This window comes from Bradyrhizobium sp. CCGB20 (genome assembly GCF_024199855.1).
Lineage (GTDB): Bacteria > Pseudomonadota > Alphaproteobacteria > Rhizobiales > Xanthobacteraceae > Bradyrhizobium.
Genome location: NZ_JANADN010000001.1, coordinates 1,620,469 through 1,633,423 on the forward strand (window position 1 = coordinate 1,620,469; position 12,955 = coordinate 1,633,423).

Annotated in this window: 12 protein-coding genes; 10 read left to right on the top strand and 2 right to left on the bottom strand. The window is 57.1% G+C overall.

Annotated features, from left to right (window positions below; genetic code table 11):
• Nucleotides 1-518 precede the first annotated feature (518 nt).
• Nucleotides 519-2,345: a glutamine--fructose-6-phosphate transaminase (isomerizing) gene (gene glmS / locus NLM15_RS07455; protein WP_254116353.1), complete on the top strand. Its 1,827-nt coding sequence runs from the start codon at nucleotides 519-521 to the stop codon at nucleotides 2,343-2,345.
• A gap of 270 nt (nucleotides 2,346-2,615) precedes the next feature.
• The gene (locus NLM15_RS07460) at nucleotides 2,616-3,893 is read left to right on the top strand and encodes a glycoside hydrolase family 28 protein (RefSeq protein WP_254116354.1); all 1,278 of its coding nucleotides are present in this window, start codon (nucleotides 2,616-2,618) and stop codon (nucleotides 3,891-3,893) included.
• A 154-nt stretch (nucleotides 3,894-4,047) separates the two neighbouring features.
• Here the strand turns inward: NLM15_RS07460 and NLM15_RS07465 are convergent, their stop codons facing one another.
• Complete coding sequence (locus NLM15_RS07465; RefSeq protein ID WP_254116355.1) at nucleotides 4,048-5,034, bottom strand: pectinesterase family protein; 987 nt, start codon at nucleotides 5,032-5,034, stop codon at nucleotides 4,048-4,050.
• Nucleotides 5,035-5,466: 432 nt separating this feature from the next.
• Between NLM15_RS07465 and NLM15_RS07470 the strand changes: the two genes are divergently transcribed.
• The 7 genes from NLM15_RS07470 to NLM15_RS07500 all read left to right on the top strand — a co-directional run bounded on the left by NLM15_RS07470 (nucleotide 5,467) and on the right by NLM15_RS07500 (nucleotide 10,520).
• A complete protein-coding gene (locus NLM15_RS07470) occupies nucleotides 5,467-5,667 on the top strand; it encodes a hypothetical protein (RefSeq protein ID WP_254116356.1) in 201 nt (66 codons plus the stop codon).
• On the top strand, nucleotides 5,664-6,035 hold the full coding sequence (locus tag NLM15_RS07475; RefSeq protein ID WP_254116357.1) for an LLM class flavin-dependent oxidoreductase: 372 nt from the start codon (nucleotides 5,664-5,666) through the stop codon (nucleotides 6,033-6,035). The genes NLM15_RS07470 and NLM15_RS07475 overlap by 4 nt, the downstream gene beginning before the upstream one ends.
• A gap of 20 nt (nucleotides 6,036-6,055) precedes the next feature.
• Nucleotides 6,056-6,946, top strand: coding sequence for a hypothetical protein (locus tag NLM15_RS07480; RefSeq protein ID WP_254116358.1), 891 nt, complete (start codon nucleotides 6,056-6,058; stop codon nucleotides 6,944-6,946).
• Nucleotides 6,947-7,030: 84 nt separating this feature from the next.
• Complete coding sequence (locus tag NLM15_RS43920; protein WP_375166816.1) at nucleotides 7,031-7,231, top strand: 6-pyruvoyl tetrahydropterin synthase family protein; 201 nt, start codon at nucleotides 7,031-7,033, stop codon at nucleotides 7,229-7,231.
• A gap of 228 nt (nucleotides 7,232-7,459) precedes the next feature.
• Nucleotides 7,460-7,711 (top strand): hypothetical protein, encoded by a 252-nt coding sequence (locus tag NLM15_RS07490; protein WP_254116359.1) that lies wholly within the window; start codon nucleotides 7,460-7,462, stop codon nucleotides 7,709-7,711.
• A 1,290-nt stretch (nucleotides 7,712-9,001) separates the two neighbouring features.
• Nucleotides 9,002-9,835 carry an SDR family NAD(P)-dependent oxidoreductase gene (locus NLM15_RS07495; protein ID WP_375166933.1) on the top strand — a complete coding sequence of 278 codons (834 nt, stop codon included), beginning with the start codon at nucleotides 9,002-9,004 and terminating at the stop codon, nucleotides 9,833-9,835.
• A gap of 490 nt (nucleotides 9,836-10,325) precedes the next feature.
• Nucleotides 10,326-10,520 carry a 4Fe-4S binding protein gene (locus NLM15_RS07500; RefSeq protein WP_254116361.1) on the top strand — a complete coding sequence of 65 codons (195 nt, stop codon included), beginning with the start codon at nucleotides 10,326-10,328 and terminating at the stop codon, nucleotides 10,518-10,520.
• Between the two features lie 671 nt (nucleotides 10,521-11,191).
• Here NLM15_RS07500 and NLM15_RS07505 read toward each other — a convergent pair.
• Complete coding sequence (locus NLM15_RS07505; protein WP_254116362.1) at nucleotides 11,192-11,626, bottom strand: response regulator; 435 nt, start codon at nucleotides 11,624-11,626, stop codon at nucleotides 11,192-11,194.
• A gap of 383 nt (nucleotides 11,627-12,009) precedes the next feature.
• Here NLM15_RS07505 and nifH point away from each other — a divergent pair, with 383 nt between their 5' ends.
• Entirely contained in the window at nucleotides 12,010-12,900 is an 891-nt protein-coding gene (gene nifH, locus NLM15_RS07510) for a nitrogenase iron protein (RefSeq protein ID WP_254116363.1), read from the top strand.
• Nucleotides 12,901-12,955: the final 55 nt, after the last annotated feature.

The window sequence follows — 12,955 nt, forward strand, 5'->3', positions numbered from 1 at the left end:
AGCGACCCATCCTTGATGATCTGACAGGTGCATCATCATGAAGAATCTCAGCGCAACGTGAGCGACCATGAAGTTCATATTGGTCAATCACAGGACGCCTAGCAGTTCATCGAATTGCGCCGAGTGTCATCGATCCCTAGGGATCGGTTACCTACGAGAAATGTCCACGCGGCAGCTCTATTGCGACTACGATTGCTATCATCGAGGTCGGGAGAGGCCATGCATGCCATGGCTCGCGATGAGATGCGGCATCCGTCGCCTCGTGCATGTCTGTTTTACTCACCTGGAAACCGTCGCTGTCTTTGCTGCCGTGACGTGTTGGTATTCGATCGCGCTCACCGAAGCTGCGCTACAGCTTGGCGAGATCAGAGAGCTGAAACGGCCTCACACGTAGGCATCATAAGCCTAAATGACGCGACAGCGAGTCGTGGAATCAAAACTATCAAACCAATCAAGTGTCGCACAAAGGCGAAGCGGCTTTGAGAGTTGGTTTAGTGAGTTCGGGGGTAGTGATTTAAATGTGCGGGATTGTCGGTATTCTCGGTCGCGAACCGGTTGCGGAGCAACTGGTGGAGTCGCTCAAGCGGCTCGAATATCGTGGCTACGACTCCGCGGGTGTTGCCACGCTCGAAGACGATCGCCTGGATCGCCGTCGCGCCGAAGGCAAGCTGAAGAATCTCGAGGTGCGGCTGCGTGACAAGCCGCTCAAGGGCACGACCGGCATCGGGCACACCCGCTGGGCCACTCACGGCAAGCCGACCGAGCACAATGCCCATCCCCACGCCACCGAGCGCGTCGCGGTCGTCCATAACGGCATCATCGAGAATTTCCGCGAGCTGCGCGAGGAGCTCGAAGCGAAGGGGAAGGTGTTCCGGACCGAGACCGATACCGAGATCGTGCTGCATCTGGTCGACCACCTGCTCACGCGCGGAAACAAGCCAGTGGAGGCGGTGAGGCTCGCCTTGAGCCGGCTGCGCGGCGCCTTCGCGCTCGCCTTCATCTTCGCGGGCGAAGGCGACCTGATGATCGGCTCTCGCAACGGTCCGCCGCTCGCGGTCGGCTACGGCGATGGCGAGATGTTCCTCGGCTCGGACTCGATCGCGCTCGGCCCGTTCACCGATACGATCATCTATCTCGAGGATGGTGACGTGGTGGTGCTGACTCGGAGCACCGTTGCCATCTTCGACGGGGACGGCCGCCCCGTCCAGCGCGACAAGATCAAGCACGCGGCCTCGACCTCGCTGGTCGATAAGGCCAATTTCCGCCATTTCATGGCGAAGGAGATCCACGAGCAGCCCGAAGTCGTGGGCCACACGCTGGCCCGCTATGTCAACATGGCTTCCGAACGGCTATCACTGCCCGTGAAGCTGCCGTTCGATTTCCGCGCTATCAAGCACATCACAATCACGGCCTGCGGCACGGCGGGCTACGCCGGCTATGTCGCCAAATACTGGTTCGAGCGCTTCGCCTGCTTGCCGGTCGACGTCGACGTCGCCTCCGAGTTTCGCTACCGCGAGTCTCCCTTGCGCGACGGCGATCTGGCCATCTTCATTTCGCAGTCGGGCGAAACCGCCGATACGCTCGCCGCGCTCCGCTACGCCAAGGCCGCGGGCGTGCACACGCTCGCCGTCGTCAACGTGCCGACCTCGACGATCGCGCGCGAGAGCGAGACGGTGCTCGAGACGCTCGCCGGTCCGGAGATCGGCGTCGCGTCCACAAAGGCCTTCACCTGCCAGCTTATGGTACTCGCCTCGCTCGCTGTCGCTGCCGGCAAGGCGCGCGGCGAATTGTCCGAGGAGGACGAGACCAAGCTCGTGCACGGCCTCGTGGAGATCCCGCGCCTGATGGCGGACGCGCTCACCACCGAAACGCAGATCGAGAAGCTAGCGCACAGAATTGCCAAGTCGCGCGACGTGCTCTATCTCGGCCGCGGCACCAGTTTCCCGCTCGCGCTCGAAGGCGCGCTGAAGCTAAAGGAAATCTCCTACATCCACGCCGAGGGCTATGCTGCCGGGGAGCTTAAGCACGGGCCAATCGCGCTGATCGACGAGACCATGCCGGTCGTTGTCATTGCACCGCACGATCGCGTTTTCGAGAAGACCGTCTCCAACATGCAGGAAGTCGCCGCCCGCGGCGGCAACATCATCCTGGTAACGGACGCCAAGGGCGCGGCTGAGAGGGCAGTCGCTTCGCTCGCCACGGTCGTAATGCCGGACATGGCGGCTGCTTTCACGCCTATGGTCTACGCCATTCCCGTGCAACTGCTCGCCTACCACACGGCCGTTGTGATGGGCACCGATGTCGACCAGCCGCGCAATCTCGCGAAATCCGTCACCGTTGAGTAAGCGCGACGCCATCGGTCGACTCGTCACGATCGCCAGCACTGCGGGTTTCTGACCTGCGCCGCTCCGCCGGTGATAAAAAGAAAGCGAGCAATACTTATCGCGTCGACGTACCACAGAACCGCTATTTATTTCATCACGCCACTGCTCCCTACCAGGTGGTAAAGCAACTTCGCCTGCGACGTTCGGAGTAGATCAGCCCGCGTATGTAGCGCCGAAAGATGGGAAGGTGTTTTGATGCTAGTCCGTTTGCGCTGTGGGGCAATGCTGTCCATGCTTGCCATCACGTGCCTGCCCGCACAGGCGAGAGATCGCCGCACGGTCGCCGAACCTGTCGCGCCCAATTATGTTTGCGCCCGCCTAGCGCCGTCCGGAGAAAACGATACAGTTACGCTGCAAGACGCCGTTGCTCAGTGCCCTCCTGGCTCAGCCGTCTATTTGACAGGCGGGATCTTCCTGTCCGGCCCGCTCGAGATGAAATCGGGAGTAACGCTTTGGATCGAGGGCGGCGCCACTCTTATGGCACTTGCCCAGCCGAATGCTTATGACAAAGGCCGCGGAAGTTGTGGTCGTATCGAAGGCAAGGGCGACGGCTGCCGGCCATTCATCAGCTTCTCAAAAGCACGTGGAGGCGGCATCTATGGCGAGGGCATCATCGACGGTCAAGGTGGGGCGCTCATGGTTGGTGCCACCGAGAGTTGGTGGCAACTGGCCCGGCGTGCGCAGGCCGAGGGCGGCAACCAGAACGTCCCTCGCCTGATCCAGATCGACCATGCCAATGACATTACCTTCCACGGCATCACACTCCGCAATGCGCCCAATTTCCACGTGGCGATGAACCGAGTCGAAAGTGCCACCTTCTGGGGCGTTACGATCGATACACCGGCCGGCGCCCGCAATACAGATGGCATCGATCTCGGCGCCAGCCAGGATGTGACGATTACTCACTGTCAGATCCGTACTGGAGACGACAATGTGGCTATCAAAGCCGGCAGCAATGGGCCCACCCGGCATATTTCCATTACCGACAACTACTTCGGCTGGGGGCACGGCATGTCGATCGGCAGTGAGGTAAGCTCAGGTATTAGCGACATACTGGTGCACGGCCTGACCCTAGACGGCACGACGTTTGGCGTGCGCATTAAGAGCGATGTCGGACGGGGCGGTCTGGTGGAGGGGGTGACCTATGAGAATGTGTGTCTGCGTGGCAATCGATGGCCGATCAATTTCGATACACGCTATGACGTGCAGGCGCACGGCAACAAAATTCCGGTCTACCGACGGATCACTCTGCGCCACGTGCGTGGCGGTGATGGTGCGCTGGTTATGCACGGGCTTGATCGAGACCATGCCCTTGAGATTGTGCTGGACGATGTGCGATTTTCCGATAGCGCGACCTGGCAAGTGGAAAATGCGAATGTCGTGATTTCCGGCGTGTGGCCGCCGTTGCGGGGCGGACAAGGCCCGCTATCGTCTCGTGCATGGGACGGCTGTGCGGGTGCATTCCGTCAGCCCCTAAGCAAAGCTCTGAACGGCCTTGCGCCACGATAGTACTCTTCGCTTCGTTGTAGCACCCGCACTTGACTAAACCCAAGACGAAATTTGGCATGGCTCATGTTGCACCGTCCGGGCCTAATCGCGTAGGGGGATGTGACGCAGCTCGCCATGGACGGATTAAAAGTCCGCGACGACCGCCCCATAGCTCCTATTTTGACGATGAGCTCGGTAGCCAGTTCGTGTCATCAGCAAAGAAAGCTTTGAGGGACCATTGCTTAGCTTCGCTGTCGTTCAGCTGATGGGAGTAAGGCTCACGTCCTCTAAGATTGGCGCCGATTCCGGTGGATTCGTATTCGGCATAGTAAGCCGTCTTTAGTCTGTTGGTCTTGCCAAGTTTCCACTCGCTCCAGCCGTCCGCCATCACCGGCGCATTCATCTTGGTGGATAAGAAGATCACCGTAGCGTAAGAGCGCCAAGGGCGTCCGAGGGTGATGGCACGTGCGGCGGAATCGGCGGTCAGAGTGCAACGGTCAAAAACATAGGCGCTGTCCTCGTCCGGCGAAGTTCTGCTTTGTGCGGTATATACCACAGCTTGGCTGGCGATGCCGTGAAGTTCACAATGTTGGAAATAGGCCTTCGCGTTGCCAAATATATAGTCAACATGTCCCTCGATATAGCAGTCTGAAAAGTATTGCCGTGCCGTTCGGCCGTTCGGCCCCATATTGGCAAATAGTGTGTCTTGTGCGCCGAGCAGGCGAACGCGAGTGATCACGTCCTTGTCTCCTGTAAGAGACAGCGCCACGGCCTGTGATGGCGGATTGGATGGATTCAGGGAGTAGTCGTTTTGGATCGTTAGATTGTCGAGCCGGAAGTCGTCGCCAGACGCGTCCATGGTGGCGGAATGAATGGTTCCACCCGCCTTAATCGCACCGTCGCCATAGACGACCACCGTGTCCTCCGGCTTCTTGCCGGTTCCTTTGATGTGAACGGCAGGTTTGCCAATCCTGATCTTCTCCCGATAGATGCCCGGCGCGATCAGAATGTCGCCGCCTCGGGCCGGCAATGCATCTACGGCCTCCTGGATCGAGCGATAGGTCAAGCCGTCGGATTTTGAGACAAGAAGCCTCTCCGCATTTGCCTCTGAAAGTTGGAAGCATCCGGTCAGAATGGCAACGGAAATCAGGAAGTCTCGCATAATGGTCTCCACCTTTTGCTGGACCAGCTTCACGCTTGTTGCAGCGGTTCTCCTGGAACTCACCTGGCGCGATCTCGACAACGCTTCGTCTAGCTGCGCCCAAGTGTACGTTTAGAATCAGCGTCTTCCCCATCCCGCCCATCTGGAAAGCAGATGGGTAATTGCAATCGTGACCCACCCCGCCGCTTCTGGCGTAAGAGCGCGCATCAAAATTTGTCGGAAAGCGCCCTTTGGTCTTCGTGTCTGGTCATGCTTGCATTGGAGATGCCCATGTCAGAAACACGACATTAGGACGAGAATGTTCCGTCCGAACGACGCACATCATTGTCTCCCTTTCAATCGTGGCTCGCAGACTTGGCACCCCGATTGCTCGATAGCAGAAAACGACCATTACGACGATGGCCACGTTATAGCCGCCGGCGACGGAGTTCGATGAGCAAGGTTGATGCCTTGCCAGACCTCGACGTTCCGAGCGGCCTTGCAGCCGGGCGTCTTGAAATGAATCTTGTGCCAATCGGTCTCAACCAAGAAATGAGGGATACATGGTGCCCCTGGTCGATCGACCGCGCGATAATGCGCGTCGCGTCCGAAAAATATAAGCCGCTCTACTCCGCCATAGAGGAAAGCAGATGAAGTTTGGAGTGTTCTACGAGCACCAATTGCCGCAGCCCTGCGAAAATGGTGGCGAACAGAAAATGTTCAGCAACGCGCTGGAACAGATCGAGCTCGCTGATCGAATCGGATTCAATTATATTTGGCAAGTTGAGCGCCACTTCCTCAAGGAGTACTCCCACTCGTCCGCACCAGAAGTCTTTCTTGGGTGGCGTTTCGCAGCGTACAAAGAATATTCGCATTTGGCCACGCATTTGTCTTCCCCGCCCCGCCATAATCATCCCGCGCGGCTAACTGAGCGCCTCGCGACGCTCGATCTGATCTCTGGAGGACACGTTGAGTGGGGGACCGGAGAATCCGCCTCGCTAATTGAGATGGATTTAGGATAGAGCCTGAGCAGAAGAATGCCATGTGGCAGGAAGGCGTTGAACAGGCCGCCAATATAATGATGATGTGTCGTATCCGGGATACGAACGGCAATTCTTCACAATGCCGCCCCGTAACATTGTGCCAAAACCGATACAGAACCCGCATCCACTGCTTTGGATGGCGTGCTCACGGCGCGACAGCATTTTGCGAGCCGCGCGTCACAGGGTGGGAGCGCTGGTCTTTGGGTTTGCGCGACGAATACTATGAGATGATCAATTCTGACGAATGTGTGCCAATCGGTCATTCGGTCAACGCCAATATTGCAACACTCAACGGTATGATGGTTCATGAGAGTGCAGAAGAGGCGATGCGTCGTGGAATCGAGGGTTTCAAGTTCTTCGGATACTCGCTCGCACATTATGCGGTATGTGGCGCACATCGTCCTGGACGCACGAAGTTGTGGCGACGCTTCCAAGCTATTAAGGACGACATCAAGGACACAGCAGACTCAGGTAGCATCGGACGCCCCCAGATCGTCTGCGACCATCTGATAAGTTATGCGCATGTCTGTATCGACCAGATGATCTTCATTCAGCAATGTGGGGTAAATAAGCGCGAACATATCTGCGAAGCACGCGAGCTGTTTGCCGATGAGGTCATGCCCGCGCTGAAAGAACGGCAAAACGAACGCGTCCGACGCAAACAAGAGGAACTGGAACCCTACAAAGAGGCGGCACTAGCCCGCAAGCCTTTGATGCCAGCGCTGCGCGAAACCGACATCCCCAACATTGAGGCTATGGACATCGTTCTCGGGCGTCGCACTTGTAAGGATTACGCTTCAGCGGGCGGCACCTTCGAGTATCCGACGCGTGCAGGTGCGATTCCGATCGTTTCACGCGAAACCTGTGCCAAGGCAGCAAGTATCGACTGATGGCGAAGCTCATTGCGGAACTTACCTGAGCTCATGTTGGACGTGTTCGCATCGGAAATATGACAGGGAAGCATCTGAGCGCGAATGAAGATATCGCAAGCGTTCAGGTTCGAGGTGGCCCACCGCCTCCCGGAGACGCCGGCCACACACAAGTGCAGCCGCATGCATGGGCAATCCTATCGAACTGAATTGCAGGTCGTTGGGCCGATAGATCCGGTTACAGAATTTGTCGTAGTTGTTTCTGACCTTGGGAAGTCCTTTGCCGAAATAGTTACGTGTACTTGATCATTGATGTCTGAATGGAGGTGAGGGCCTGGAGAACCCTATGGCAGAAAATATTTCCATGTGGATCTGGGAAAGATTACATCGAAAAATTCAGCAGGTCGTGCGAGTCGTGAAACATCTGACGCTCGGGCCGAGTATGACGGACGATGACAGAAAGGTCAGCCTATTCGGTCAGTGCTCGCGGTGAGTTGAGGCGGCCCGAATTCTTCGTTGCTGGAAATCCGGGGAATGATTGCACGGCGCGGCCCGGATGTCGAGCGAGCTGATCGTATTAACCTGCAGATCGTGACAATTTCCAAGTTCTTATCGGGCAACACTGCGCCGCAAGATCTTACTCCTTGGGGCGCGGGAGGACGCCGCAAGAAGAAAACGAAACGCCCCGGCGCACTTCGTCAGGAAGAGCGCGCCGGGTCCGCCAGACATCGTCAGTGCATTCTGACAATGTTCCCTCAAATCAATCAAGCAACCTGGCAAATCTGAGGCTGGCCAATCGGTTAAGGGTGTTGTCTCTGCAAAATTCTACACAAGAGGGCCGACGGAGCTTGAATCGCACGTAGCGTCAAGTTGTAGATCGCATCGTAGGCGTCTCCGACACAGCCAAAGGTGGCTCGATTATATGGCGTGTTCACTGTGCATGTGGGGAAGAGAGGAGAGTGTTGCTCTCCTTTTCATCTTGGTCTCCATTTTCTTTGCTAGCTTCGGGCTCGCATATGCCGCGCTGGCATCGCGCTTTCGTCATTGTGACGGCTATGTACTCTACGTGTTTGATGTGATCTCCCATGACCGTTCTCCGGACTCTTGCGGGCGGAACACCGACGGCTAATGATCCGAAGGATCGATCTAGAAGCAACAAAGGTGCCTCCTATCGTTCAGTAGCGCGCTCTAGTTCCGCAGCATAAACTGCGTGCGAGATAAGGTACAAGAGGTGCCGCGTTTATGTTCTCATGAGTATCGACGTTGCCTCGGTGCGCGATCTTGGCAGCACTTTGATCCGATCAGGTCATCGAGAGCATTGAGCGACATAAGAATGCGTGAAACAAAGGCCGCGCCATACTTGACCACTGTTCTCTTCAAGCTGTGACCATCGGCGATTAACGCACGCGAGAGAGAATCTAGCGAGCCATTTGTGCCTTCAGAATGGAAAAGGTCTAGCTTGCCGGAATTGCTGTGGATCGAAAGTATGAGCAGCGTTTGCGTCATTGCTCGAAGGCAGTCGTCTTGCCGTGAAAACAGAGCATGCAAGCTGACGTTAGGCGCGATTCTAATGTCTTTCGAAGTGCTCGCATGGAGTATGTTTCGCTTCTGCAGAGCCAGGGCCTCAGTTTTGCCACGCTAGTCGCTTCTGTCAGGATAGCATCATCACGGATGTACTGATGGTGCAGAGGTGGGACCCGGCGCATTTTACGTACGAAGACGGCAAAGTGCGCCGGGCGCCTCGGTTGATCGCGAACCCAGTGCGTGAAAGCTTGCAACTGGGCGCAGCTGCGTTGTCTGGTTCGCGAGTGACGTCGCGGGGCCTCAAACAGAAAGCCGAATTTCAAACCAATGCTGCCGAGAATACATCGTCTTGTCAGCTCCGGTCGCTACGTGTGCCGATCTCGGCACCGCAGTTAGTTCTGAAAGGCCACGAGCTTTTGCAGAGAATCAACGAAGATGTCTTAAGCCGACATTCGGAAGAGAGAGGGCAATCCTGCAGTTGCCGCCCTCGGCCCGGATTTCGCAAAACGTCCTGCCGAAGATGTTGGATGTCCTAAAGGAGCTCGCTTGTCCATTCACGGATTAGATGGAGACGGTGCAGTTGAGTCGTCCTCTGCGCCAAATCATGCACTCTGTCCTTTTCACGATGTCAGCTCGCACACGAGGCGGGACGGAAGGAAGACACTCGTACTGACAGGCGCCTCGCGCGGCATTGGCCACGCTACGGGTAAGCTGTTCTCGGAAGCTGGTTGGCGAATTATCTCCTGTTCCCGACAGCCTTTCGATAGCCGTCGATGTCCCTGGGAATTAGGCGTCAGTAACCACGTGCAGGTTGACTTGAGCGACCATCGCGCGTTGCCGCGTGCGATTGTCGAGATTAAGAAGCGGCTCAACGGAGAGCCGCTTCACGCGCTGATCAACAATGCTGGCATTTCTCCAAAGGCGCCGGATGGTAGTCGGCTGAATTCGCAGACGACGTCCATCGGAACTTGGATGAGCGTCTTTCACGTCAATTTGCTCGCGCCGATTCTCCTTGCTCAAGGCTTGTTCGAAGAATTGAAAGCGGCATCCGGCTCGATTGTCAATGTCACCTCAATCGTTGGCACTCGGGTGCATCCATTTGCCGGCACTGCCTATGCGACATCCAAGGCCGCGCTCGCCTGCCTCACGCGGGAGATGGCTCATGACTACGCTCCGTTCGGAATTCGTGTCAATGCGATCGCGCCAGGCGAGATCAAGACCGACATCCTCTCGCCGGAAACCGAAGCGAAGCTGGCACCAATTATACCGCTTCATCGTGTTGGTACGCCGGACGAGGTCGCAAAGGTTATTTTCTTTCTCTGCTCAAATGCTGCGAGCTACGTCACCGGTGCGGAAGTGCCAATCAATGGCGGACAGCACGTGTGATATTGGCGGACAGATACGCAAACGGATCCTTGGATCGTGCTGGTTTAGGCGGAAGATCTCTTGGCCTGCCGTGCAGCATCAATTCCAATGTTGTAAACTGGGAGAACAATCCGGCGAGGGCGACAAGAGACTGTCAGTAAGAAGACAGGCTGAGTATGACCTTCCACATGCCTCGCAACAAAGCGGAGTGGCGAAGTTGAGGAAATTGAGGCTCATTGCATGAGCCACGGTCCATGGCGAGAGCACGAGTGTGGCGTAACCGAACATGGGACGGCCGCACTCTCCTCGTGTTGGAGTCGTGGCCGAACGGCTACACGCCTTAGGCCAAATAGTTGTTATGGGACCGTCGCGGATGTGGCGTGCCATGGGCTCGCGACGATACGCCTCTCATAGATTGGTGCCAAATGGTCGATCTCTCGCATGTGGCACGAGGTTTGAAGGGCAGCTGTCGAAGTACAACGACATCGTTTACTCCTGGGAGTCTCAATTCATGGCTTACAAGATCGTCGCCTCGCAATGCTCGGCTTGCGGTGCATGTGAGTTCGAGTGTCCGAACGGCGCGATCAGTCTAAAGCGCGATACCTATGTGATAGATCCTAAAAAGTGCACAGAGTGCGAGGGGCACTGCGATACACCGCAGTGTGCGGTGGTCTGTCCAGTCGAAGACACATGTGTCCCGGCCTGAGGATTTCGAACGGATCATTCCGCCGCTGACAGGTCGGTGATTGTCGGTAATGCACGCGGAATCGTCGAGCAGCGTGTGCGCAGCTTGCGGACAGCCTTGAAAATGCGTTCAATGCCACGGGGCCGCCGGGCCAATAAACACCGAAGACGAAGGCAGTATCGCGCCGATACATTGGTTCGCATGCGCAGCAATGCACGCGCGGCCTGCAAATTCGTCGAAGTGAGAGCGTGAAGGATTTTGACCAATCGCATAGTTTGAGGTCTTGACAGAAGGTCTGTCGGACGGTTGAGGAATGTACCGCAGGAACGAGCTCGCCCGGTTGCATGTAATGGCGTAGATATGTTGCTACCGGCTGACCATGACCCGTCGCCCCGGGCGCACGTCGACTATTCCAACAGTCACGTCTCAGGACAGACTACACGGAGCCGAAAAGACCATCTCGTGATTTCGATAAGAGAAAGTCGGCTATCCGGAAGACGCGGGAGAAGCTGGGGGTTCCCTGTGCGAGCTCCACGACGCTGGTGATCGTCGGCGCGAAAAAGGCAGGGCGAACCGGCCCTTCGACCGAATGTCCGCAGGCAGAACCTTCAAGGAGAGGCGGAGTTTCATGCTGAGCGCAAGCATCCCCGAACTGGTGCAGGCGGCGCCATTCAAAGCCGAGTAAGAAGCGCCTAACCGAACGCGACACGAACGAGACGCGATGGCGCGCCGGGAAAGTCCGGTGCGCCCAAGACGACCCGGACGGCATCGCAGACAGAATCAAAGGAGATTGGATTACTGATGACTCCATGGGCGCCTTGTTTAAGCCCAGCCTGCGCGACAGGATCGCAAATCCGTTCCGCTACGAGCAAGATCTTGGTCGTCGCGAACACCGTGCTCAGTTCCGCCAGGACCTCCTCGCCTCGGTCGCGCAGGATGGCAATGCCGATCAGCACCACAGCGGGAGCTTTCATGGGCGAGGCCACTGCCTCATCCATGGAGGCAAAAGCATGTGTCCCATAGCGCTCGCGCAGGATATATTCGAGCGCGGAACGTACCACCTGCTCAGGTTCGATCAGGAAGACGGCCGGACGGGCTGTCCTCGCGTAGACCTCGGTATGCTGCATGATATCCTCGATATCATTGATTGATAGGCATCAAGCAAGCTCTGGGCCGTGATGTGATTAGCCGTTTGCGCAGGGAAAACTGCCGATTTCGCTAGCCGGGTAAAGCAAGGTTTGCCGTGTTTCGGACAGGCGAGTGCGACGCACACGCCTTGAGACTTGCCGATGTAGGACTTGCAACAAAGCCCATCTGCGCCTGTATCTATCTCCATTTACACCGCTTTTTCCTCGCGAGCAGGCACTGGCACGCTCGTTGCAAAAGTCATTGCTCAAGCGGCGCGGCTGTCGGCCTTTGTATCTCCATTAGCTGCAAAGGCGGCGAACCGCGCGATGGGATCACGACGAAGCGCATTATGCATATCGGCAATCGGTTGATGGAGAACAGCATGTCTTCACTGAGACAAATCGCGTTTTACGGCAAGGGCGGTATCGGCAAATCGACGACATCGCAGAACACGCTCGCAGCCCTTGCCGAGATGGGTCACAAGATCCTGATCGTCGGCTGCGATCCGAAGGCGGACTCGACCCGCTTGATCCTGCACGCCAAGGCGCAGGACACGATCTTGAGTCTCGCGGCAAGCGCCGGCAGCGTCGAGGACCTCGAGATCGAGGACGTCTTGAAGGTCGGTTACAAAGACATTCGCTGCGTCGAATCCGGTGGTCCGGAGCCGGGAGTGGGGTGCGCCGGCCGGGGCGTCATCACCTCGATCAATTTCTTGGAAGAGAACGGCGCCTATGAGGATATCGACTACGTGTCGTACGATGTGCTCGGCGACGTCGTCTGCGGCGGCTTTGCGATGCCGATACGCGAGAACAAGGCGCAAGAGATCTACATCGTCATGTCCGGCGAGATGATGGCGATGTACGCTGCCAACAACATCTCCAAGGGCATTCTGAAGTATGCCAATTCCGGCGGCGTGCGGCTCGGCGGCTTGATCTGTAACGAGCGGCAGACCGACAAGGAGCTGGAGCTGGCAGAAGCACTCGCCAAGAAGCTCGGCACCCAGCTGATCCACTTCGTGCCCCGTGACAACGTCGTCCAACACGCCGAGCTACGCCGCATGACGGTGCTGGAATATGCACCGGACTGCAAGCAGGCTGACCACTATCGCAATCTCGCGACCAAAATCCATAACAATGGCGGCAATGGCATCATCCCGACCCCGATCAGCATGGACGAGCTTGAGGACATGCTGATGGAGCACGGCATCATGAAGCAGATCGACGAAAGCCAGGTCGGCAAAACCGCTTCAGAGCTTGCTGCTCTCTCGGCTTGAGGTCGGACCTCACATTCGGCAGTTTCGACGAAGCGTCGGTCCGTAAAGCGCAGAG